The sequence below is a fragment of the Streptomyces sp. NPDC029956 genome, assembly GCF_055574655.1.
The window spans coordinates 15,831-39,203 of record NZ_JBVHZJ010000075.1; the positions used below are offsets into that span (position 1 = coordinate 15,831).

Here is a 23,373-nt window from a genome sequence, read left to right on the forward strand (position 1 = left end):
GGACGAAACCGTCTGAGTTCCGCTGCTACCCCCCGCCATCGGAATCAATCGCACGGCTCCCCGACGCGACCCGGCCGGCTCCTCGGCTCGACCGAGGGGAACGTCACTCCGCCCCGCCTTCGAGGTGCGGGAAGCGGAACTCGGTACGCCGGTGTGCGATCGTGCCGGGGCGCAGCACCGCGCTGGGGTACTCGGGCCGGTTGGGCGCGTCGGGATAGTGCTGCGTCTCCAGGCAGACCGCGCCGTGGCGTTCGTGGGCGCGCCCCGTGCCGTCGGTGAGGGATCCGTCCAGATGGTTGGCGGTGTAGACCTGCACGCCCGGTGCCGTCGTCCACACCTCCATGACGCGGGTCTCCGCCGGAGCCGTCAGCCGGGCGGCGTACCGCAGGGGTCCCGGCTCCCGTCCCGACAGTGCCCAGCAGTGGTCGTAGCCGCCGGCCCGGCTGATCTGTTCGTCGGCCGACCGGACGAGGTCCCCGAGAAGCCGGGGCGACGTCAGGTCGAAGGGGGTGCCCGTCACGTCCTGGAGGGGGCCGAGCGGAATGCCGTCGTCGTCGACCGGCAGATAGGCGGCGGACTCGACCTGCAGCGTGTGCCCCAGGACGTCCCCGGCCCCCACGAGGTTGAAGTAGGCGTGGTTGGTGAGGCTGACGACGGTCGGGCGGTCGGTGGTCGCCGTGCAGTCGACGGACAGCGTGCCGGCGGAGTCGAGGGAGTACGTGACGGCGACGTCGAGAGCGCCGGGGAAGCCCATGTCGCCGTCGGGGCTGTGCAGGGTCAGCCGGAGTGCGGCCGTGTCGCCGTCCGTGAGGGGGCGGGCGTCCCACACCCTGGTGTCGAACCCCTCGGGGCCGCCGTGCAGGGCGTGACCGCGGTCGTTGAGGGGGATGTGGTGCGTGGTGCCGTCGAGGGTGAAGCGGCCGTGGGCGATGCGGTTGGCGTAGCGGCCGATCAGCGCACCGAGGTACGGGCCCTTCTCGGCGTACTGGTCGACCGAGGTGAGCGAGAGGATCACGTTGGCCGTCCCGCCTTCGGTGTCGGGGACGCCGAGGGCGTGCAGGACGCCTCCGTACGTGAGGATCTCGGCGTACACGCCGGAGGTGGACTCCAGCCGCCAGAGGCCGATGTCCTCTCCGCTCGGGGCAGTGCCGAACGGCCGGTGGCGGACGGTGGGTCGGGGCATGGCGAGTCCTCAGGGCGAGCGGGTGGCCGGACGTGACGGGTGGGAACCCGTCGACGACGAACGGTGTGATGGGCGAGCGGTGACGGGAATCGGTGCGGGGAGCACGGTGCCGGACAGAGGGTGACGAACCGTGTGTGGTGGCCGGTGACCAGCAGGCCGGACGGTCAGGCGGACGGTCCTGACGGGCCGTCGTCGCCGGGTCGTGGGCCGGGAGCGGGAGCGGGAGCGGGGGCGGGGGTGGCACGGCCGCCTCCGGTGGACTCCCGCACGACGAGCTCGTACCCGGGGCTGATCCTGCGCGGCGCGGAGTCCGCCCCGCCGCTGAGCCGCTCGACGAGGCGGTCCACGGCGAGGCGGGCGATGGCGTGCTTGTCGGGGGCGACGGTGGTGAGGCTGATCGCGCCGAAGCGGCTCTCCTCGATGTCGTCGAAGCCGACCACGGCGATGTCGTCCGGGACGCGGAGCCCGCGTTCGGTGAGGGTCCGCAGGGCGCCGAGGGCGATGAGGTCGTTGTACGCGAAGACCGCGTCGGGCCGCTCTCCTCTGTCCAGGAGCGCCGACATGGCGGCCGCGCCGTCCGCACGGCCGTAACCGTCGGTGGCGACGACCAGCGTCTCGGCCGGTTCCAGGCCCGAGGCGACGAGCTCCTCCCGCCAGCCGCGCAGCCGCAGGTGCGCGGGGCGGCGCTCGCGGTCGGTGCGGGAGCCGAGGAACGCGATGCGGCGGCGGCCCAGGCCCACGAGGTGGCGGACCGCCTCGCGTGCCGCCGCCACGTTGTCGATGGCGATCTGGTCGTACGGCGCCTCGTACTCGCGCTCGCCGAGCAGCACCAGGGGCGAGGTCTCCTGCCGGGCGACCAGATCGGCCGTCTCCAGATGGATGGGGCTGAGGATCAGGCCGTCGATGACGTGGGAGCGGAACTCCTGGCAGACCAGCAGTTCCCGCTCACGCAGCCCGGCGGTGTGGTCGACGAGGACGGTGTAGTCGTGCTGGGCGGCGGCGTCGATGATGGCGCCGGCCAGCTCCGCGAAGTACGGGTTGCCGAGCTCGGGCACGGCGAAGGCGATGATGCCTGTACGTCCCTTGCGCAGGTGCCGGGCGGTGAGGTTCGGCCGGTACCCGAGCTCGTCGATGGCCTGCTGCACCTTGGCGCGCATCTGAGGCGTGACGTGGGGGTAGTTGTTCACGACGTTGGACACGGTCTTGATCGACACGCCTGCCCGCTGCGCGACGTCCTTGAGGCTGACGCCCACGGCACTCCTCTGATTCGGCTCTGGGTCGGTACTGGATCGGCTCTGCTTCGGCTCTGCTCGGGCTCCGGATCGGGCTGGATCGGGAGGGTGGCACCGGGGCCGCCCGGGGCGGGTGTGCGCGCCCGCCCCGGGGACGTCCCACGCCGCGCCCCGTCCACCGGAGGGCCGGGCGGGCCGGGCATGCTCCGTCCCTCGTCAGACGGTACTTCGACTCCGCGACAGGTAGCGCTGCGCGACCACGACGAGGATGAGGAATCCGCCGCTGACCACCGACTGGTACGAGGAGTTGAGCGTGCCGATCTGGTTGATGAGGTTCTGGATGACGGCGAGCAGCAACACCCCCCAGAGGGTGCCGCTCACCGAGCCGGCGCCGCCGACCAGCAGGGTTCCGCCGATGACGACGGCTGCGATCGCGTCGAGCTCCATGCCGGCGCCGATGATCGTGACGCCGGAGGAGAGCCGGGCCGCGTTGACGGCTCCCGCGAGGCCCGCGAGGAGCCCGCTCAGCAGGTACACCGTCACCTTCGCACGGGCCACGGGCAGGCCCATCAGCGTGGCCGCGTCGCTGCTGCCGCCGACGGCGAACAGCGTCTGGCCGAACGATGTGCGCTGGAGGACCAGACCGCCGACGGCGAAGAGGACGAGGGCGACGAGGATCGGATGGCCGAAGCCTCCGATGCTGCCCTGGCCGAGCTCCGCGAACGCCGAGCCCTTGGGGACCAGATACGTGGTGGCGCCTTCGTCGGTGAGGGCGAGCAGCAGCCCGCGCGCGCCGAGGAGGGAGGCGAGCGTGACGATGAAGGGTGCCATGCCGGCCCGGGCGATCAGCAGACCGTTGATCAGGCCGATCGCCCCGCAGGCCACGAGGGGCACCAGGAGGGCGGGCAGGATGCCCCACTGGGAGGCCCAGGCGGCGAGCACGCCGCCCAGTGCGAACACGGAGCCGACGGAGAGGTCGATGCCACCGGTGATGATCACCAGGGTCATGCCGAGCGCGACGATGGCCAGGAACGACGCCTGCACCGTCACGCCCCGCGCGTTGTCCAGCGTGGCGAACGTGGGGTAGACGAAGGAGGCGATCACGACGACGAGGAGCAGGACGGCGAGGACGCCCTGGCGCTGCACGAGCGCGGCGAGCCGTTCCCGGCCGGAGACGTCGGCCCGCCCGCGGTCGGCGGCGCCGCTCCCGGTGGGGGGCGAGGGCTTGGTGCCCGTCCCCGGTGCGGCGAGCGAAGAGGTGGAGTTCATCGGGATCGGCGCTCCCGTGCGACGTAGACGGCGGCGATGATGATGGCCGCCTGGGCTATCTGGGCGGTGGAGTCGGGCAGGTCGTGCTTGACGAGCGTGGCGCGCAGGAGCTGCATCAGCAGCGCACCGGCGACGGTGCCCAGCACCCGGATGGATCCGCCGCTGAGCGGGGTTCCGCCGACGACCACCGCGGTGATCGCGGACAGTTCCATGAGGGTGCCCAGGGACGACGGGTCGCTCGCGGTGAGGCGTGCGGTGGCCAGGATTCCCGCGAGGGCGGCGAACACCCCGCACAGGATGTACACCCCGGTCAGCACCCGCTTGACGGGGAGCCCCGAGAGTGCGGCCGCGGACCGGTTGCCACCGATGGCGACGATCTGGCGCCCGAAGGTGGTCCGGTGCACGAGGAACGCGACGGCGAGTGCCAGTACGGCCGCGATCAGGACGACCAGCGGGATGCCGAGGAGGCTGCCGGTGCCCAGCGACAGCAGGTCGGGGTTGACGATCTGCTTGAGCTGGCCGTCCGCCATCACGAGCGCGATGCCGCGGCCGCCGACGAACAGGGCCAGGGTGGCGACGATGGGCTGCAGTCCGACGACGGACACCAGGGCGCCGTTCACCGCCCCGACGACGGCCCCGGCGAGCAGGGCGATCAGCAGGGCGGGCACCAGGCCGTAGCCCAGGTACAGCGGCAGGAGTGCGGCCGCGAGTGCCATGGCCGACCCCACGGAGAGGTCGACGCCTTCGGTCCCGATCACCAGGGCCATGCCGAGAGCCACGATGACGATCGGGGCGACCTGGATCAGCTGGGTGCGGAGGTTGTCGACGGTGAGGAAGTGCTCGGTGAAGAGCGCGTTGAAGAGCAGGAGCGCGGCCACCGCCGCGTACACGCCGTACTCCTGGAACCAGGCCGGGGCGCTGCGCCGTACGGAGGCGCCGGCCGGCGGCGCCGCGGTCACCTGGGTGGTCATCGGGAGGCCTCCTCGGCGGCGGTTTCGGTGACGGCGGTCTCGGTCGCGGCCGGAGAGTGGTCCGCGAGTACGGCGAGCAGTTCGCTCTCCGAGACCTGGTCCCCGGTCAGTTCACCGGCCGTGGCCCCGTTCCTCAGGACGACGATCCGGTCGGAGCCCTCGACCAGCTCCTCGATGTCGGACGAGATGAGGAGGACGGCGAGGCCCTCCTGGGCCAGCTCGTCGATGAGGGCCTGGACCTCGGCCTTGGCACCGACGTCGATGCCACGAGTGGGCTCGTCGAGCAGCAGCACCTTGGGTTCGAGGCACAGCCACCGGGCCAGGAGCACCTTCTGCTGGTTCCCGCCGGACAGTTCGCCGACCTTCTGCTCGGGGCTGGAGGCCTTGATCCGCAGCCGCTTCACGAAGATGTCGACGACACGGTCCTGCTGCGCACGGGAGACGATGCCCGCGCGCGAGAGCCGGGGCAGCGCCGCGAGCACGATGTTCTCGCGCACCGAGAGGCCCGGCACGATGCCCTCGGCCTTGCGGTCCTCCGGCAGGAGGCTGATCCCGGCGCGGATGGCGCTCGCCGAGGACATCCGGTCGAGCGGCGCACCGTCGACGGTGATCCGCCCCGTGTCCAGCGGCAGGGCGCCGGCGAGCGCCTTCGCGGTCTCGCTGCGGCCGGAGCCCAGCAGACCTCCGAGGCCCAGCACCTCCCCCGGGTGGAGTTCCAGCGAGATGTCGTCCAGTTGGTGCTTCCTGACCATTCCGGTCGCCGTGAGGACGGGCTTGCGCGCGATGTCGTGTCCCTCGCCCGCGAAGCTCGTCGTGCCGTGCCGACGGACCTCGGACAGCTCCCGGCCCAGCATCATGGAGACCAGCTGCATCCGGTCGAGAGCGGCCAGGTCGCCGGTGTGGATGTGCCGGCCGTCGCGGAGCACCGTGACCCGGTCGCAGATCCGGTAGAGCTCGTCCATGCGGTGGCTCACGTAGACGACGGCGATGTTCTGCCGACGCAGATCGCCGATCACCCGGAACAGCGTCTCGACCTCGCGCGGCTCGAGGGACGAGGTCGGCTCGTCCATGACGACCACGTGCGCCTTGACCGACACCGCGCGGGCGAGCGCCACCATCTGCTGCGCGCCGATGCCCAGGGTGTGCAGCGGACGACGGGGGTCGACGCTGACGCCGAACCCGTCGAGGAGGGCCGCGGCCTCGGCGTGCATCCGCGAGAAGTCGATCAGCCGGAGGCGGGTCCGGGGCTCGCGGCCGAGGAAGATGTTGCGCGCCACGCTCATCAGCGGAACCAGGTTCACCTCCTGGTAGATCGTGGAGATGCCGGCCTGCTGCGCCTCGAACGGGCGTGAGAAGTGGACGGGGCGGTCCGAGAGCAGCAACTCGCCGCTGTCCGGCCGGTGCACGCCCGTGAGCACCTTGATCAGGGTGGACTTGCCCGCGCCGTTCTCGCCGACGAGCGCATGGGTCTCGCCGGCGCGGAGCGTGAACGACACGTCGTCGAGGGCCACGACGCCGGGGAATCGTTTCCCGACGCCGCGCGCCTCCAGCACCGTCGGCGCGACCGACGGCTCGGTGCCGTTCGTCGCGGACGGTGCCGCTTCGGGGGGTGCCATGAGCGTGGCCTTCCGGAGGTTCGTGTGGGTGGGTGAGGGAGGGAGGGGGTGTCCATGCGGGGGCCGGTCACCACGGGCGGGGAGGTCCCGTGGTGACCCGCGTGGCCCCGGTGTTCCGTGCGTGGCCTTCGGTCACCGCTCCAGCGGGCGCGGTGACCGAGGGCGTCGGTGTCGCGGGGTCAGTACGCTCCGCCGAGGGACGCCTCGGCGTTGGCCGGGTCGTAGGCGCGGTCCGCGATGATGACGTCCTCGGGGATGCCCTCGCCGGCGTAGAACTTCTGCGCCGTGGCGAACGCGAGGGGCCCGAACCGCGGGTTGGACTCGATGACGGCGTTGAGTTCGCCGTTGGCGAGAGCCTGGACGGCGTTGCGCGTGCCGTCGATGGAGACCACCTTGACGTCCTTGCCGGGGGCCTTGCCCGCGGCCTTGAGCGCGGTCACGGCGCCCAGGGCCATCTCGTCGTTCTCCGCGTAGACCGCGGTGATGTCGGGCTTCGACTGGATGAGCTGTTCCATGACCTGCTGGCCCTTGTCGCGGGCGAACTCGCCGGTCTGCTGGGCGACGATCTCGATCCCCGGCGCCTTGGCCTCGATCTGGTCGACGAAGCCCTTGGTGCGATCGGTCGTCACGCTGTTGCCGGAGGAGCCGAGGAGGATGGCGACCTTCCCCTTGCCTCCCGTCGCCTTGATCATCGCGTCGGCGGCGCGCTTGCCCTGCTCGACGAAGTCCGAGCCGAGGAAGGCCAGGTAGTCCTTGCAGGCCGTCGCGTTGACCTTGCGGTCGATCGTGAGGACGGGCACCTTCTTCGCGGCCGCCGCCTGGAGGGCCGGCTCCAGGCCGTCGGAGTTGAGCGGTGCGACGATCAGGAACTGCGCGCCCTGGGCCAGCATGTCCTGGATGTCGCTGATCTGCTTGGAGAGCTGCGACTGCGCGTTCGTGGTGAGCAGCTTCTTCACCCCGATCTTCGCGGCCTCGTCCTTGATCGACTGCGTCTCGGCGATACGGAAGGGATTGGCCTCCTTCTCCGACTGCGAGAAGCCGACGACCGCGTTCTTGAGGTCCAGCTTCGGAGCGCCGTACGTGGTCAGCGAGCAGCCGGAGCCGGTGGCCGCCGTCGCCGTGGGCGTCTGGACGACCTGCGCGCCCTGGCTGCTGTCGCCGCCGGCCTGGTCGGAGGTCTCGGACTTGGCGCACCCGCTCAGCGCCAGCGTGGCGGTGGCGACCACGAGACAGGCGACGGAGAGCGCGCGGGATCTCTTCGGAAGGGTCATGTCTAGACACTCCTTGGCGGGGGACAGCACCGCCGAGTGGCGTGCGGTCGCGCGGGGATGGGAAACGTTGTCGGCCCGTCAGGAAGGTCGTGCCTTCCTGGCCGAGATGAGCCTGAACTGCGAGAACTCGGCCCAGCGCCCCTGGGGTGACTGGGGCGGCGCCGGCTGCTTTACAACGTTATAACTGCGCCGTGGAGCACACGGCAAGAGTTCGGCGCGACGTTTCCTGAACGCGCTCTCACGCGGCAACCGCACGGCGGCACACGAGTCGTGAGGAACGGTCAGAAGAAGGGTGCAAGGGGTCTGGACAGGTGCCGGATGGCGTGCTGTCATTCCGCTGCACGCCGATTTCCAACGTTGGAATGACGGACGGACGGCCGCAGCCGTCGACCGGCCCGTGCCCGCATCGTCGGGCTCGGCCACCGTCGGCCCGGCGCCGCCCGAGCGACCGTGCGCCGACCGTACGACCGCCGTACGTCGACCGTGCGGGCGTGCTCCGGCCGTCGGGACATCACCTCTCCACCCCGTCACCACCTCACCCCGCCAACCCGCGACCCCGCACGGCGGTTCAGCCGTCATGCCCTCCCCCGGTCCGGCTCCGACTCCCCTCTGCCACGAGGAAAGATTCGATGACACGACGACACACCCGCCTCCGCACCAGAATGTGGGCCCTCCTCACGGTTGCGGCCCTGGTGCTGCCCGCGAGCGCCCTGATCCCCACCGCGTCAGCCGCGGAGCAGCCGCGCGGCACGAACGCCTCACCGGCCGAGAACGGCTCCGCCGAGAACGCCGCCATCGAGGTACACGGCCTCAAGGGCGAGTACTTCAGCATGTCCGCACCGGGCGCGCGGGACTTCGCCACGCTCGGAGGCACGTCCCTCGACCCGCAGGTCAACTTCTCCGGCCTGACGGGCACCTTCCAGAACCTCACCGGCCGGACCGAACACACCACGGCCCGCTGGACGGGCCGGATCGAGGCGCCGACCACCGGCGACTACACGTTCTACGGCATCGGCGACAACGGCTTCCGTCTCTTCATCGACGGGCAGCCGGTCATCGACCACTGGATCCCCGACTGGGACAAGGAACAGACCAGCGCCTCGATCCGGCTCGCCGCCGGCGAGAAGCACGACTTCCGCCTGGAGATGTTCCAGGACGTCGGCGGCGCCAACATGTTCCTGCGCTGGTCGACTCCGACGATGGCCAAGCAGCTCGTACCGGAGTCGGCGTTCACCCCGCCCGCGGACTTCGAGGTCTACCCCGTCGAGCTGACCGTGGACGAGACCGGCCGTAGGCTGCGTGCGAGGTTCGAGGGCAGGGTCTCCGACCTCACCGCCGTGAAGGACCATCTCACGGTCGAGGCCGACACCACTCCCATGCCGATCCGCTCGGTCACGGTGGCTCCGGACGACCGCGACACGGTCCTCGTCACCCTCTCCGAGCCGATCCAGAAGAACCAGCAGGTCAGGGTCGACTACGACGGGAAGGGCGGACTGAAGAACGGCGGAGAGACGGTTCCGCAGATCCTCCGCTCCGCGAAGAACGCCTCCACCCACCGGCTCACCACCGAGTGGGGCGACCGGCTGGACGAGAAGAACCCGCTGCCCGAGTACCCGCGCCCGCAGCAGGTGCGCGGCAAGTGGAAGAACCTCAACGGTCCCTGGCAGTTCGCCGGCGCCGACGCCGGTGAGCAGCCGGCCTTCGGCAAGGACCTCGACGAGAAGATCATCGTGCCGTTCCCGGTCGAGTCGCAGCTCTCCGGAGTCGAACGGCACGAGGACCACATGTTCTACCGCAGGCTCGTGAACGTGCCGAAGGACTGGAAGGTCGGCACCGGCGGCAAGGACAACCGTCTGAAGCTCAACTTCGGCGCCGTCGACTACCAGGCCCGGGTCTGGGTCAACGGCAAGCAGGTCGCCGAGCACACCGGCGGCTACAACGCCTTCAGCGCCGACGTCACCGACGCGATCAAGGGGACCGGACCGCAGGAGGTCGTCGTCGCGGTCACCGACACCGGTGGCCGTAACCAGCCCACCGGCAAGCAGTCCACCAACCCGGGCGGCATCTTCTACACCCAGTCGTCGGGAATCTGGCAGACCGTCTGGATGGAACCGGTCGCCCCCGTCTCCATCGACGACGTCGTCACCACCCCCGACATCGACACCGGCAGCCTGGCGGTGACCGTCGCGTCCGACGACGCCACGTCCGGCGCGCGCGTCGAAGCCGTCGCCCGGGACGCCCGCGGCAAGGTCGTCGGCCGGGTCAGCGGTCCCGCCAACACGCAGCTTCGCCTGCCCGTGGCGAACCAGCGGCTCTGGAGCCCGGACGACCCGTACCTCTACGACCTCGACGTGAAGCTGACCCAGGGACGGTCGACCGACACCGTCGAGAGCTACTTCGGCATGCGGAAGATCGCGATCGAGAAGGTCGGCGGCTTCCAGAAGCTGGTGCTCAACGGCAAGCCCGTCTACTCCCTCGCCACCCTCGACCAGGGATTCTGGCCCGACGGCCTCTACACCCAGCCCAGCGACAAGGCCCTCGCCTTCGACCTCGAAGCGCACAAGAAGCTCGGCTTCAACGCCGTACGCAAGCACATCAAGGTGGAGTCGCCGCGCTGGTTCTACCACGCGGACCGGCTCGGCCTGCTGGTCTGGCAGGACTTCGTCTCGGGCGACCTCACCGACGAGACGGGCCACAAGGCCTTCGTCGACCAGGGCCGCGAGATGATGCGCCAGCACCACAGCTCCCCCTCCGTCATCGGCTGGATCGTCTTCAACGAGGGCTGGGGCGAGTGGAACCGCGAGGAGACCGGACGTATCGCCGAGTCCGTCAAGGCCGCTGACCCGTCCCGGGTCGTCAACGCCCACAGCGGTGTCAACTGCTGCAACTCCAAGGGGGACTCGGGCAAGGGCGACATCATCGACCATCACGACTACAACAACACCGATCCCGCCTTCCCCGACGCACAGCGCGCGGCCATGGACGGCGAGCACGGCGGCTTCACCCTCCGCGCCCCCGGCCACATGTGGCCCGGCGCACCGACCGTGATCTACAGCGGTGTCGCCGACAAGGAGGCGCTCACCCGCAAGTACGTCGAGAACACGGAGAAGTACTACCTGGAGGCCGCCGGGGCCGAGCTCTCCGGCTCCATCTACACCCAGATCTCCGATCTGGAGAACGAGCTCAACGGCCTGTACACGTACGACCGCAGGGAGATCAAGGTCGACCCGGTGCGCGTCCGTGAGATCAACCTGAAGGTCATCGCGGCCGGCGCCGCGGCGGGCGAGCGCGATCAGATCAAGGGCGGCGGGTCCTGGGACCTCGACGAGGGCACCGGGACGACGGCACGGGACGCGGGCCCGAACGCCGAGGACCTGAAGCTCTCCGAGGGCACCTCCTGGGCCCCCGGAGTGAACGGCAGCGCCCTGAAGTTCGACGGCCAGGGGCAGTACGCCGAGACCGAGGGCCCCGTGATCGACACCACCACCAGCTACTCGGTGTCGGCCTGGGCGACGCTCGACTCCCTGCCCGGCAACTACGCGACCGTGGTCAGCCAGGACGGCCGGCGCCAGGAGAACCCCTTCTACCTGCAGTACGGGCAGGGCGCCTTCGCCTTCAGCACGCCCGGCGGAAACCGCGCCCGCTACGTCACCACCCCCGAGACGGGCCGCTGGTACCACCTCGTCGGTGTCCGTGACGCCGCGAAGAACGAGATCAGGCTGTACGTCGACGGTGCCCTGGTGGCGACGGCCACCCCCGGACCGGCGGAGGTCGGCACCGGGCCGCTGTCCGTGGGCCGGGCCAAGTGGAGCGGTGGGAACGTCGACTTCTGGAAGGGCTCGGTCGACCAGGTCCGCGCCTTCGACAAGGCCCTCAGCTCCGAGGAGGTGACCGCCCTCCACGCACAGCAGAAGCCGTAGCCCATCGGCGCGGCGGCCTGTGCGCACGTCCCCGCCCCGTACGCCGGCCTCTCCGGCCGGCGTACGGGGCGGGGACGCGAACGGCCGGGCCACCCGCACGCGGGCGCCCCGGCCGTTCGGCTGTGGTCCGTCAGCGGCGGACCTGATAGGCGCGCGTCACCGTCTGGTCGACGGAGTTGCCGTCGGCGTCGGTGGCGGTGACCCTCAGCGAGACGAAGCCGGCGGCCGCCGGATTGTCGATGGTGCCGTTCAGACGGCCGTCCAGACGGACCTGCCGCCAGGAGACACCGTCGTCGTACGAGGCCCACAGCCTGACGCCGGTGACGGCCGGGCCGGCAAGGCCCTTGGGGTGCCGTACGCCGAGGCCGACGGTCGTACGGGACCTGGTCCGGGCGCTGTTGGCCAGGTCGGTGCCGAGGCGGTAGTCCACCGACAGGACGGGCAGCAGCGTCCGCCCCTCACCCTGCGCGGAGTGGAAGCGCCAGTCGGTGCGCACCTTCGTCGAGGTGTTCCAGCCGGCCTCCTCCCGCTGTACGTCGGTGACCACGCGGTACTCGGCGCGTTCCGGGACCATCGGGAAGGCGACGGCGGCGGCTGGCGCGGTGCCGAGGAGCGTGCCGTCCCGGTAGACCGTGGTCGACTCCTTGTCGGAGCCGTTGCGCACGACGGCCCACTGCGCGGATCCGCTGTCGAGCAGCCCCGCGGCGGCGACCCCTCCCACCCCGCCGACGCGGGCGGCCGCGTGGTCCAGCTCGCTGGGCAGCGCGGTGCGGACCACGGCCTTGTTCCAGTCGCGGCGCGTCTGCTGCCCGGGGGTGAGCTTCGTGGCGGCCGTCAGCTGCCAGCTGCCGCCCGCCGACCACACGGGGCCGAGCTTCATGGCCTCGTAGGTGCGCAGGCCGGGGGTGACGTACTCGGTCAGGGTGCGCTGGAGCGGCATCCGGCCGAAGGAGAAGTTCGCCACCGTCTGCATGGGCGAGTGCATCAGGCGGCTGTACCCGGCCTCGGCTCCCGCGGTGGTGCCGTGGAACCGGCTGTCGACCGTGGCCAGTTCACCGCTCCGGACGCGGTAGCGCTGGTCGGCGGGGATGCCGCCGGCGCGGTACTCGAGGAGTTCGTAGGAGTAAGGACTGACCGCCGTGCCGTTGAAGGTGATCCGGGCGCCGGACAGGGTCAGCAGCCGCTCTCCCTCGGTGCCGGAGACCGTCATCGCGGGGATGCGGGTCTCCTTGGGGCTCCAGTTGCCCGCCAGCCAGCGGCCGGGGGTGTCGTTGTAGACGAGCACGGCCAGCGCTCCGGCGTCGGCCGCCGCGTCGACCTGCGCGTACGTGGTGGTCCCAGGGTCCCGCTTCACCAGCGCGAGCTTGCCCCGGACGTCCTCTCCGGGCTTGGCCACCCGGAGGGTGCGGCTGCCGTCGAAGCGCGCCGAGCCGGTCCAGCCCTGGAAGTAGGAGACGTCCAGGGCGCGGCTGCCGTGTCCGGCGAGCCGGGCAGAGAGCGCGGGTGCGCTGAGCGACCAGCCGACGCGCGACTCGAAGAGGGCGGGGTCGGTGGTGGCCGACGGCACGGAGTAGACGGCCGTCTCTCCGTCCAGCCAGACCTCGCGGTTGTGGACCAGGGCACGGGAGGAGGGGCTGGACGCGATGCCGACCCGGAGGCGGTTCGTCTCGGACGGGCGGGGTGTGGTCATGGTGACCCGGCCCGCCGTGGAGGCGTCGAAGGTGAAGGTGCGGTCGGAGTCGATGAGCGTGCCGGGCCGGGCCGCGTAGGTGTACTCGTGGAGCAGGCTCCAGTCGGGGCTGTAGTGGAAGATCTCCGCGATGAAGGAGTGCTCTCCGCGGGGAACCCGCAGCACGACGGTCCCGTCCTCGCCGACCGGGTACGTCTCCGGGATCATCCCCTGGTCCAGGGTGGTGTCGGTGACCGCGGCGATGCCGCCGGTCGGCTTGCCGTCGCGGTCGAGGACCTTCAGCGTGACGTCGTAGCGCTGGACGTCGCGGCCGAAGCCGACCGCGGTCACGGCCGTCGTCCCGTCGGTGGTCCGCGCGGTGACGTGCGCGCCGTGCGAACCGGTGGTGACGCCGCGGCTGTCGAGGGTGACGGCGACCTCGGCGGTGCCGTGCGCCGGGACGGTCACCGAGTCGGCGCCCAGGGCGAGCGTGCCGGCCGGCAGGGTCTCGCCCGCGGTCTCCGTCGAGAGCGCGAGCGTGACCGGGGCGTCGCCGTCGTTGACGTACTCGATCTTCTTCTCGACCGTGGCCGCGTCGTCCCAGCCGCGCAGGCCGAAGTCGACCGTGCCCGTGGCCGTCACCGGCTGACGGACCGCGCGCGCCACGTCGACACGGCCCGCGCCCTGGGCGTACACGGAGGTGCCGGCGGTGGTCTTCGCGGTGCTGACGAGCACGCTCTTCAGCCGGGCGGGCGACCAGTCGGGGTGGCGCTGGGCGAGGATCGCCGCCGCGCCCGCCACGTGCGGCGTCGCCATGGAGGTGCCGCTCGCGGTGGTGTAGAGCTCGCCGACGGGCGTGCCCATCGTGGTGCCCGCCGCGCGGGCCGCGACGATCCGGACGCCGGGTGCGGTGATCTCCGGCTTGAGGCCGCCGTCGCCGCGCGGGCCCCGGCTGGAGAAGTCCGCGATGGCGTCGGCGGAGTCCACGGCGCCGACCGTGAGGGCCGCGGCGGCGGCGCCGGGCGAGCCGACGGTCTTCGCGCCGGGTCCGCTGTTGCCCGCCGCGATGGTGAACAGGACGCCCGTCCTGGCGGTGAGTTCGTTGACCGCGAGCGACATGGGGTCGGTGCCGTCGGCGCCCTCCTGGCCGCCCAGGCTCATGGACACGACCTTCGCACCGGAGTGCGCGGCCCACTCCATGCCCTCGATGATGCCGGACTCCGAGCCGGAGCCTCCGTCGTCGAGGACCTTGCCCACGATCAGCCTGGCGCCGGGGGCCACTCCTCGGTATGTGCCGTCGGAGCCGGCGCCGCTGCCGAGGATCGTGGAGGCGACGTGGGTGCCGTGGCCGTGGCCGTCGCGCGCGGTCTCGCCGGGGACGAAGCTCCGGCTCTCGACGATGCGGTCGGCGAGGTCGGGGTGGGTGGCGTCGATGCCGGTGTCGAGCACCGCGACCTTGACGCCGGTGCCGTCGTATCCGGCGGCCCACGCCTCGGGCGCGCCGATCTGCGGGACGCTCTTCTCCAGGAGCGCGTCGACCTTGCCGTCCAGCCAGAGGCGCTGGACGCCGCCCGACAGGCGGGCCTTGGGGGTTCCGGCCCGGGCGCTGTCGTCGTCGACGGCCTCCCAGAAGGTGTCGCCCCTGGCCTTGTCGGCGGTGACGGCGGCACCGCGCACGCCGGGGAGCTTACGGGTGAGACGGGCCCCGCCGGGGGTGGTGGTGCCGGTGGAGTCGTAGCGCACGATCAGCGGGGTCGACGCGTGGTGGGCGTCGTCGAAACCCTGGGCGACGAGCTGGGTGACGTTGAACAGTCGCCTGTCGACCTGGCCGTTGTGGATCAGCGCCTCGACGTCCCGGGGAACGACGTACACGTCGGTGCCGACTGTGTACGTCCGCAGTCCGGCGGCGCTGCCCCGGTACGGGGTGACGTTGACGGCGACGGTCCTGCCCGCCCGGGTGGCCACCGTCACCTTGTCGCCGGTGACCAGGGTGACCGTGGCGGTGCGGACGGCGTCCCGGGGTGCGGCGGTCACCGCGTCCTCCCCGGTCGTCGCGGGGTGAGGGGTGGCGCCGTACGCCATGCCGCCCGCGGTCATGGTGGCTGCCAGGGCGAAGCCGAGCAGTGCGGTTCTCCGTCTGCTGCGCATGCTGAGGGCACTCCTTCCGCCGGCGGGGGATCCGTGTCCGGCGGAACCAAGAGTCGACAGGAACGATCACCTTCGCTACAGCCCGCGGCTGGCGAGGAAGCGACATGTCCACTCGCCGCCAAGTTGACTGCGTCGCAGCCCGTTTGCGGGCCCGCGTGGTAATGCGGGCTCTCGTTTCCGACGGTCCTGATGTGATTTGATCACTCCGGGTACGGGGGTGATCACGTCAACCGGGGTGGGGGCATCGTCGTGGGCGAAGGGCACATGCTGGAGGCGGCAGGGGTCGACGCCGCGGAGGAACGGGTGTACCGCTTCCTCCTCGGGGTGAAGGAAGCCGACACCGCCACAATCGCCGCACAGTTGGGGTTCGACGTGGCACGGGCCCAGTGGCTGCTGACGTCCCTCCACGACAAGGGCCTGGTGGGACGGGCCACCGAGCAACCGGGAGGCGGCCCCGAGCGGTACGTGCCGATGGCGCCCGACGCGGCGCTGCGCCCGCTGCTGCTGCGCGGGCACGAAGCGCTCGAATGGGCACGGCGGGGCGTGGAACAGATGGCCGAGGAGTACCGGGCGGGCAGGCGGCGGCACGACGCCGGGCAGCTCGTCGAGGTGATCACCGGGGCGAGCGTGATCCGGCAGCGGCTGCGGCAGATGGCGTACGGGGCCGAGGAGATGCGCTGGCTCTGCAAGGCCCGTCCGGTCGCTCTGGCGGCGGCGGAGAACGACGAGGAGTGGGAGCTGCTCGCCCGGGGGGTGCGTTACAAGACGATCTACGAGCGCGAACTCCTGGAAGGGCCCGGGATGGTTGACAACGTTGCCCGGAGCATTCGCGCGGGCGAACAGGCGCGGGCCGTCGGAACCCTGCCGGTACGGCTCGTGATCGCGGACAGCTCGATGGCCGTCTGCCCTCTGGTGTACGAGAGCGGGGAGGGCCTCGACGGCGTGGACCGGACGGCGGGTCCTGCCGACCCGGTGGGCGAGCCGACGGCGGCCGTGATCCACAGCAGCAGCCTGCTCGACGCGCTGATCGCCCTGTTCGAGAGCCAGTGGGCGGCGGCGACCCCGCTGCACGTCACGGACTCCGGCGAACTGGCCGACTTCGACGGCGGGCCGAATCCGGCGGTGCACCTGGCCGACGACGAGCGGTACCTGCTCTCCCTGATCGTCGCCGGAGTGGCGGACAAGGCCATCGCCTCCCAGCTGTGGGTCAGTCAGCGGACGGTGCAGCGCCGGATCCAGGCCCTGATGCAGCGCGCCGGGGCCCTGACGAGGACGCAGCTGGTGTGGCAGGTGGCCCAGCGGGGCTGGCTGACGAACGGCTGACCAGGCGCCCGTCGAGGACGACCTCCAGCCAGGTGTAGCAGTCACCGATCCACAGACCGACCGCCGCCCCGCATCCCGCGCAGGCCGGGTTCGGCCCGTCCTGTCCGGCGATCGTCCGTCCCGAGCGAGACACGGAGCACCCACCCCGCACATACTTACCGGCCGGTAAGGTATGGCTCCCGGCTTCCCCTTGCCGCCGTTCCACCCCCGCCCTCATCCCCGCCCGAAGGAATCCGTTGTCCCGGTCCCCACGCTCCGCCTTCCTGCTCGCCGGCCTGCTCGCCTCCGCCGGTGTCGCCCATTTCGTCTCCCCGAAGCAGTTCGACGCCACCGTGCCGGAATCCCTTCCGGGCAGCCCCCGGGCCTGGACCCAGGCCAGCGGGGTCGCCGAACTCGCCCTCGCCGCCGGCCTGGCCGTTCCCGCGACCCGCAAGGCCAGCGCTCGCGCCACAGCCCTGTTCTTCGCCGGGGTCTTCCCGGCCAACGTCAAGATGGCCTACGACTGGCGCGGCCGCTCACCGAAGGCACGGGCGATCGCCTACGGCCGACTCCCTCTCCAGATCCCCCTGATCCTGTGGGCGCGCGGGATCGCCCGCGACGACGCGTAACACCGCCACACCCGGGCCGACCCACGGGCCCGGCCACCGGGGCCCCGTCGCCCCCTCACCCCCCGCCGACCCCCGGCGCATCAGGGGTCGGCGGGTCCCGGCCGCCGTCACGGCCTGGCGCGCCGACGCGCAACGAGGGGGCCGCAGCATGAGCGTCCCCCGGCGCACCCTGCTCCGCGTCCTCGGCGGATCCGTGGTCACCCTGCCCGTCCTGGCCGGTGCCGTCTCCTGGGCCGGGCGTGGTGTCGACACCTGGGGCAAGGTGTCGTTCGACCGACCTCTCCACATCCCGCCCCTCGCCCCCTCCCGCATCGACGCACTGGGGCGACGCGTCTTCGACCTCACGATCGCCGCCGGCCGTACGGAGTTCACGCCGGGCCGGGCCTCCACCACGTGGGGGGTCAACGGCAGCCACCTCGCTCCACTGGCACGGGATGCACCTGCCGCCCTCGATGGACGGCGGGCCGCACCAGATGATCCAGCCGGGCGCCACCTGGTCCCCCTCATGGACGGTCCGTCAGCAGGCGGCGACCCTCTGGTACCACCCGCACCCCCACGGCCGCACCGCACAGCACGTCTACCGGGGCGTGGCCGGCATGTTCCCGATCGACGACGACGCGGCCCCGCCCGAACTGCCCCACGCCTACGGCGTCGACGACATCCCGCTGATCGTGCAGGACCGTCGGCTGCCGGGAGGCGTACTCGATCCCGACGAGTCGATGGCCGGAACGACGGGATTCCTCGGGGACAGGATCCTCGTCAACGGCACGCTCGGCCCCTACCTCGACGTCGGCACCCGCCGCGTCCGGCTGCGCCTGCTCAACGGCTCCAACGCCCGCGTCTTCCGCTTCCACTTCGCCGACCGCCGGGCCTTCGCGCTGGTCGCCACCGACGGCGGACTGCTGTCCGCCCCCCCACACCAACGACCGCGTCCAGCTCGCGCCGGGGGAACGCGCCGAGATCGTCGTCACCCTCACACCCGGCGAGCACGTCGTCCTGCGCAGCTCCGATCCCGACACGGGCGCGGGCTTCGTCCAGCGCGACGGGGGTGCGGACCGGTTCGACGTGGTCCAGCTGAGGGCGGCCGCCACCCTGGCGCCCTCCGCCGACCTTCCCGCGCATCTGGTCGACGTACCGCGCATCCCGGCGCACACGGCCGACAACCGGAGGGTCTTCGAACTCGCCGAACACACCATCAACGGGCGGCGGATGGCGTCGGACCGTGTCGACCTGACCGTCCGCAAGGGCACCACCGAGATATGGGAGGTCCGCAGCGGCGACGGCACGCTCCACAGTTTCCACGTGCACGACGTGCAGTTCCAGGTGCTCACCGTCGACGGCCGCACACCACCGGCGCACCTGGCCGGATGGAAGGACACCGTCCTGCTTCCCCGGGGCACCTCGATGCGGCTCATCATGCGCTTCGCCGACTACGCGGATCCGGGCAGCCCGCACATGTACCACTGCCATGCTCTACCACGAAGACCAGGGGATGATGGGCCGGTTCGTGGTCCTGAAGCGGGGCGGGCGCGCCGACCCGCCCGCCCTCCCACACTCGGGCCATCACTGAACAGGGCGCGCACCCGCCCGCCCCTTGCTCGTGGACGGCGCCCGTCCGGCCGGCTCCGCCCGCGGGCGGCGGCGCCGTCGTCGTCGTCGTCGGATCACCACTCCCGTGTGGCGATGAGTTCCTCCACGTCCGCGTCCGCGAACCCGTAGGCCGACGCGACACGCCAGAAGTCCTCCGCGATCACCTCCCGCGCAACGGTCTCGATCTCACTCCCCGCAGCCTCGAACTCCGCCTCCAGGAGATTGAACTCGTCCGTCGCGGCGTGAGTCAGCCCGTAGAGGGCTGCCAGGTCAGCCGGCGGCCCGGCCTCGATCCGTTCGCACAGCCGCAGCAGGATCGCCCTGCCCTTGTCGACGACATGGTCGGGGAAGTACGCGTCCGCGTACAGCTGCCGGAGAAACACGTGCCCGGCCAGCCGCCGGTTCGTGATCGGCATGACGCCTCCGTTATCGAGAAGTGGATACGAGGAATGACCTGCCCATCGTGAACGGGACCACTGACAACGCACCGCCTCAGGCACCCCCGCGGCCCCGCTCGCCTCCTCCCTCACCGTCTTGCTCCGAACGCGGCACCGGCGTTTCGGCCACCGTCGCCGCGGCCCGCGGGCCAGCCCCGGCAAGGGTCGGTGTACCCGGAACGAACGAACTTTCGCCTGGAGTCGGGGTTCACAGCACGTCCAAAAGTCATGTGTTCGAGAAGGCGGTGGTCGTCGTTGAGCCGGGCGACCCCTCACCACGTCCCTTCCCGGAGGCTGACATGTACCCCCTGCCGAACCCCCGGAGCGCCCTTCCGGTGGCCGTTCACCGCCCGCGTCACCATCGGCATCGGGCGCGCGTCCGGAGCGATGGACGACGCGTACGCGGGTGCCGACGGAGGGCCGTCTGTCCGGGTGCCGCGTGAGCGGCTCGCCCAGAGCTTCCCCGCGCAGCCGGGGCAGAGGCCGCCCGCCCCTGGCTCCCCCTCCCCCCTCTCCTACCCCCTCCCATCCTTCTCCCGCCCAGTTCTACGTGAGGTTCCGCCATGCCTCCTTCCTTCTCCCCCGTACGTGATCTCGTCACCGCCTCCCTTGCCGAACACCCCGACGAGCAAGCGGGCCTGTCAGGTCTGCCGGCCTTCCCGGCCGCCGACGGAGATCCCATCAGCCGCTCCACGCTGCCCTGCCACCTCGCCTGCAACGCCGTCGTCATCGACACGGTCCGCCGCGAACTCCGCCACGTGGTCGACCGGTCCGGGGAGGGACCCGGCGAGCGGCCACCGAGGATCCAGCTCTTCTTCCGGGCCCGTCACCGGGAGGGCACCCCCGAGCTGCGGGAGCCGGACAAGTGCCCTGCCTGTCAGTGGTGGAACCCCAAGGACGTGCCCGAGCCGATCGTCCCGTACACCCGCGCGGCGGTCGAAGGGATCCTGGCCGGCCGGCCCTGTTCGGAGCTGGGGTGGACGCGTTGACCGACTTCGCCACCGTGGGCGCCGCGTACTCCGCCCACTCCCTCAGTGCCCGGGGCCGCCTGCGGCACGACCTCGTCGCGCGCAGGCTCCTCGCCGAACTGCCCACCGGGCCCGCGCGGGTCCTGGACGTCGGCTGCGGGGACGGTGAGATGACCCTTCGGCTCGCCGCGGCCGGGCACTTCGTGACGGGCGCCGACCCGTCCGCGGAGATGCTCGGGGCAGCGGCCCGCCGCCTGCGTGCCCGCCCCGACCTCGCCCCGCGGATCCGGCTCCTCGAAGCGGGCGTCGACGGTCTGCCTTTCGAACGGGAGCGGTTCGACGCCGTGTGTTGTCACGGGGTGCTGATGTACCTGGACGACGCGGCCGGCGCGATCGCCCGGCTCGCGGGGCTGGTCGCCCGTGGCGGGGTGCTGAGCATCCTGACGAAGAACCGGGCTGCGACCGGTTTCCGTGAGGCCCTACAGGGCGAGTACCGGGCGGCGCGTGGCCTCATCGAGCACGGCGCCGCGGTGAGTGTGGGAAATCTCGGCATCGAGACGCGCGGGGACACGGCCGAGGCACTCGACGGGCTCTCGGCCGAACACGGACTCACCCCGCTCCCGTGGCAGGGGGTGCGGATCTTCCACGACCATCACGTGGACTGGGCCCCGGGCCCCGAGGAGTACACCCAGGCGCTGCAGACCGAGTGGGCCGCCTCGACGAGGGACCCGTACCGGCAGCTCGGCCGTCTCGTGCACACCTTGGCCCGCCGCGGAGCGGAACGACGGCGGACTCCGTGACAGGAGGGAATGCGGAGGACTCCGGGACGGGAGGGAACAGAGGAGCGGGCTCGGGAGCGGGAGCGTCTGCGACCGGTGTGCTGCTGCTGGAGCCGCCCGAGATCGGGGCTCTGCACACCGCGCCACCCGTCGAGCTGCGCCCCGCCTCGCGTCCGGGTGTGCCCGGAGTGTGGGTCAGGACACCCAGGCCGAGGTGGCCGTCTGGACCAGCGAGCCGTCCAGGTCCGCCAGCTTCGCTCCGACGAAGGCGCGGGCCGCGTCCGATGTCTGGATCCGGAAGGCCGGCAGGTGGGCGGTGAGCGCATCGGTGATCGACTCCCCCACCGCCTCCGACGTCTGGGCGGCGGCGAAGGCGCCGCGGGTGCGGCCGAGGTAGTTCGCCAGCGCCGGACCGTAGACGCCGGCCTCGGCCGCCGCGCTCTCCTCGATGCCCACGTTCGCGACGAACTCGCTGGCCACCGCGCCGGGCTCGATCACCACGACCGTGACACCGACCGCCGCGGCGACGGGGGCCAGGCTTTCCATGAAGCCCTCGGCCGCGAACTTGGCTGCGCAGTAGGCCTCGTTGAACGGCTGACCGACCACGCCGCCGACGCTGGTGACGGTGAGCAGCCGCCCGCCGGTGGCGCGCAGGTGCGGCATGACGGCCTTGGTGACGGTGACCACGCCGAAGAAGTTGACCTCCATCACCTTGCGCACCTCGTCCACCGACTCGTTCTCGATGGTGCCGACGTGGCCCGCGCCCGCGTTGTTGACCACGGCGTCCAGGCGGCCGTGGTCGGCGAGGACTCCGGCGACGCACTCTTCGACCGAGGCGGCATCGGTGACGTCCAGGCGGCGGATGTCCAGCTCGACCCCGGCCGCCTCGGCCGCCTTGCGCAGCGCACCGGCCCGGGCCGGGTCGCGCAGCGTGGCGACCGTGGTGAAGCCCGCGCGGGCGGCGGAGACGGCGGCGGCGAGGCCGATGCCGGAGGAGGTGCCGGTGATCAGGACGACCCTGTCGGACATGGGAACCCTCTCTGCGGTGGTGTCGGGGCGATGCCCATCGGCACGCATGAAGACAACCGTAACTACTTATGGATCATAATTACCATGCCTCATAACTATGAGCTCGGATATTTGCTACTGTCAAGCACCTGACTACAGTGGACGGCATGACCTACCCCGCAGACGAGCTCGACGCGCGGGTGGTCGGCCTGTTCGCCGTCGTCAACCGCAGGTACGCGCGCGAGGCCGAGGCCGCCGCCACTGCGCAGGACCTGACCCCGCTCCAGGCCAAAGCACTGCTGTACAGCGCCGAACCGGTACCCATGCGGGTGCTCGCCGAGCGCCTGCACGCCGAGCCGTCCAACCTCACGGCACTCGTCGACCGACTCGAGGAACGCGGCCTGGCCGAACGGCGGTCGGGGGCCACGGACCGCCGGGTCAAGCTGGTCGCCGCCACCGAGGCGGGCCATCAGGCGATCGCCGAACTGCGCACGGCCATGCCGTTCGCCACCGACCCGCTCGGAGGGCTCGACCGGGACCAGCGTGAGACACTCGGCCGGCTGCTGGCCCTGATCGCCGACGAACCGTGGCCGACCGACGCCGTCTCGTAGGCCCCGAACCGCGGCGGCCCCACCGAGGAGCGACTCCCACCCGCCTGGCAGACACGCGACCTAGGCCGGGGCACAGTCGGGTAAGTATGATCAAGCGATGTCCGACATGACAGAGACCACGCCCGGCTGGCTGAGCACGGACGAGCTGAACACGGCTCGGGCCCAGATGCCGATCCTGTACGTCGAGGCCGTACCCGTGCGCGTGGACGACAGCGGCGAAGTCACCAGCATCGGTCTGCTCCTGCGGATCGGCGCGGACGGAACCATCAGCCGCACCCTGGTCTCCGGCCGGGTCATGCACCACGAACGAGTGCGTGACGCACTCCTACGCCACCTGGAGAAAGACCTCGGCCCCGTGGCCCTGCCGCGCGTGCCTCCCTCACTACAGCCCTTCACCGTCGCCGAGTACTTCCCCACGGTCGGCGTCACGCCGTACCACGACCCACGCCAGCACGCGGTCTCGCTGGGGTACATCGTGCCGGTGAGCGGCGACTGCCGCCCACGGCAGGACGCACTGGACCTCGTCTGGTTCAGCCCGCAGGAGGCGGCATCCCCCGCCGTACAGAACGAGATGCCGGACGGCCGCGGGGCCCTGCTGAAGCAGGCCCTCGCGCACGTGGGGCACGCGTACTGAGAGCCGGGCCCGACGAAGACGGATGCCACGGTGGTGGGGGGGGGGGGAGGGGGGGAGGAACCCGTTCTTTCCGCGCCGGCGGACCCGCCACGGGGTGGGACACGCGTGTCTTCCCCCACGCTCTCAGCACGGAAGA

At 71.5% G+C, this 23,373-nt stretch carries 17 protein-coding genes and 1 pseudogene; 9 read left to right on the forward strand and 9 right to left on the reverse strand.

What is annotated here, in order from left to right:
• Positions 1–103: 103 nt before the first annotated feature.
• From ACZ4XX_RS36310 to ACZ4XX_RS36335, 6 genes are all read right to left on the reverse strand, one after another.
• Positions 104–1,183: an aldose epimerase family protein gene (locus tag ACZ4XX_RS36310; protein ID WP_468512091.1), complete on the reverse strand. Its 1,080-nt coding sequence runs from the start codon at positions 1,181–1,183 to the stop codon at positions 104–106.
• 164 nt (positions 1,184–1,347) lie between these two features.
• Complete coding sequence (locus ACZ4XX_RS36315; protein WP_468512092.1) at positions 1,348–2,436, reverse strand: LacI family DNA-binding transcriptional regulator; 1,089 nt, start codon at positions 2,434–2,436, stop codon at positions 1,348–1,350.
• 195 nt (positions 2,437–2,631) lie between these two features.
• Entirely contained in the window at positions 2,632–3,684 is a 1,053-nt protein-coding gene (locus tag ACZ4XX_RS36320; RefSeq protein WP_468512093.1) for an ABC transporter permease, read from the reverse strand.
• Positions 3,681–4,655 carry an ABC transporter permease gene (locus tag ACZ4XX_RS36325; protein ID WP_468512094.1) on the reverse strand — a complete coding sequence of 325 codons (975 nt, stop codon included), beginning with the start codon at positions 4,653–4,655 and terminating at the stop codon, positions 3,681–3,683. The genes ACZ4XX_RS36320 and ACZ4XX_RS36325 overlap by 4 nt, the downstream gene beginning before the upstream one ends.
• Positions 4,652–6,271 (reverse strand): sugar ABC transporter ATP-binding protein, encoded by a 1,620-nt coding sequence (locus tag ACZ4XX_RS36330; protein WP_468512095.1) that lies wholly within the window; start codon positions 6,269–6,271, stop codon positions 4,652–4,654. Before ACZ4XX_RS36330 ends, ACZ4XX_RS36325 begins: the two co-directional genes overlap by 4 nt.
• A gap of 179 nt (positions 6,272–6,450) precedes the next feature.
• Positions 6,451–7,542, reverse strand: a complete 1,092-nt coding sequence (locus tag ACZ4XX_RS36335; protein ID WP_468512096.1) for an ABC transporter substrate-binding protein — start codon at positions 7,540–7,542, stop codon at positions 6,451–6,453.
• Between the two features lie 629 nt (positions 7,543–8,171).
• Between ACZ4XX_RS36335 and ACZ4XX_RS36340 the strand changes: the two genes are divergently transcribed.
• Entirely contained in the window at positions 8,172–11,462 is a 3,291-nt protein-coding gene (locus ACZ4XX_RS36340) for a LamG-like jellyroll fold domain-containing protein (RefSeq protein ID WP_468512097.1), read from the forward strand.
• Positions 11,463–11,592: 130 nt separating this feature from the next.
• On the opposite strand, the gene ACZ4XX_RS36345 is transcribed toward ACZ4XX_RS36340, so the two are convergent.
• Positions 11,593–15,279: a S8 family serine peptidase gene (locus ACZ4XX_RS36345; RefSeq protein WP_468512098.1), complete on the reverse strand. Its 3,687-nt coding sequence runs from the start codon at positions 15,277–15,279 to the stop codon at positions 11,593–11,595.
• 249 nt (positions 15,280–15,528) lie between these two features.
• Between ACZ4XX_RS36345 and ACZ4XX_RS36350 the strand changes: the two genes are divergently transcribed.
• The 4 genes and pseudogenes from ACZ4XX_RS36350 (at position 15,529) to ACZ4XX_RS36365 (ending at position 18,929) form a co-directional block, all read left to right on the forward strand.
• The gene (locus tag ACZ4XX_RS36350) at positions 15,529–16,602 is read left to right on the forward strand and encodes a helix-turn-helix domain-containing protein (protein ID WP_468512099.1); all 1,074 of its coding nucleotides are present in this window, start codon (positions 15,529–15,531) and stop codon (positions 16,600–16,602) included.
• Between the two features lie 236 nt (positions 16,603–16,838).
• Entirely contained in the window at positions 16,839–17,210 is a 372-nt protein-coding gene (locus tag ACZ4XX_RS36355; protein WP_468512100.1) for a DoxX family protein, read from the forward strand.
• A gap of 452 nt (positions 17,211–17,662) precedes the next feature.
• Positions 17,663–17,767: pseudogene (locus ACZ4XX_RS36360) on the forward strand (multicopper oxidase domain-containing protein); the annotation flags it as partial.
• A gap of 508 nt (positions 17,768–18,275) precedes the next feature.
• Positions 18,276–18,929, forward strand: coding sequence for a multicopper oxidase domain-containing protein (locus ACZ4XX_RS36365; protein ID WP_468512101.1), 654 nt, complete (start codon positions 18,276–18,278; stop codon positions 18,927–18,929).
• On the opposite strand, the gene ACZ4XX_RS36370 is transcribed toward ACZ4XX_RS36365, so the two are convergent.
• Positions 18,875–19,216: a DUF5713 family protein gene (locus ACZ4XX_RS36370; protein ID WP_468512102.1), complete on the reverse strand. Its 342-nt coding sequence runs from the start codon at positions 19,214–19,216 to the stop codon at positions 18,875–18,877. The genes ACZ4XX_RS36365 and ACZ4XX_RS36370 overlap by 55 nt on opposite strands.
• A 584-nt stretch (positions 19,217–19,800) precedes the next feature.
• Between ACZ4XX_RS36370 and ACZ4XX_RS36375 the strand changes: the two genes are divergently transcribed.
• On the forward strand, positions 19,801–20,226 hold the full coding sequence (locus ACZ4XX_RS36375; protein WP_468512103.1) for an NUDIX hydrolase: 426 nt from the start codon (positions 19,801–19,803) through the stop codon (positions 20,224–20,226).
• A complete protein-coding gene (locus tag ACZ4XX_RS36380; RefSeq protein WP_468512104.1) occupies positions 20,214–21,005 on the forward strand; it encodes a methyltransferase domain-containing protein in 792 nt (263 codons plus the stop codon). The genes ACZ4XX_RS36375 and ACZ4XX_RS36380 overlap by 13 nt, the downstream gene beginning before the upstream one ends.
• A gap of 174 nt (positions 21,006–21,179) precedes the next feature.
• Here the strand turns inward: ACZ4XX_RS36380 and ACZ4XX_RS36385 are convergent, their stop codons facing one another.
• Entirely contained in the window at positions 21,180–22,013 is an 834-nt protein-coding gene (locus ACZ4XX_RS36385) for an SDR family NAD(P)-dependent oxidoreductase (protein WP_468512105.1), read from the reverse strand.
• Between the two features lie 146 nt (positions 22,014–22,159).
• Here ACZ4XX_RS36385 and ACZ4XX_RS36390 point away from each other — a divergent pair, with 146 nt between their 5' ends.
• Together ACZ4XX_RS36390 and ACZ4XX_RS36395 are read left to right on the forward strand one after the other, a co-directional pair.
• Positions 22,160–22,603, forward strand: a complete 444-nt coding sequence (locus ACZ4XX_RS36390; RefSeq protein WP_468512106.1) for a MarR family winged helix-turn-helix transcriptional regulator — start codon at positions 22,160–22,162, stop codon at positions 22,601–22,603.
• Between the two features lie 106 nt (positions 22,604–22,709).
• A complete protein-coding gene (locus ACZ4XX_RS36395; RefSeq protein WP_468512108.1) occupies positions 22,710–23,237 on the forward strand; it encodes an NUDIX hydrolase family protein in 528 nt (175 codons plus the stop codon).
• The last annotated feature ends 136 nt before the right edge of the window (positions 23,238–23,373 follow it).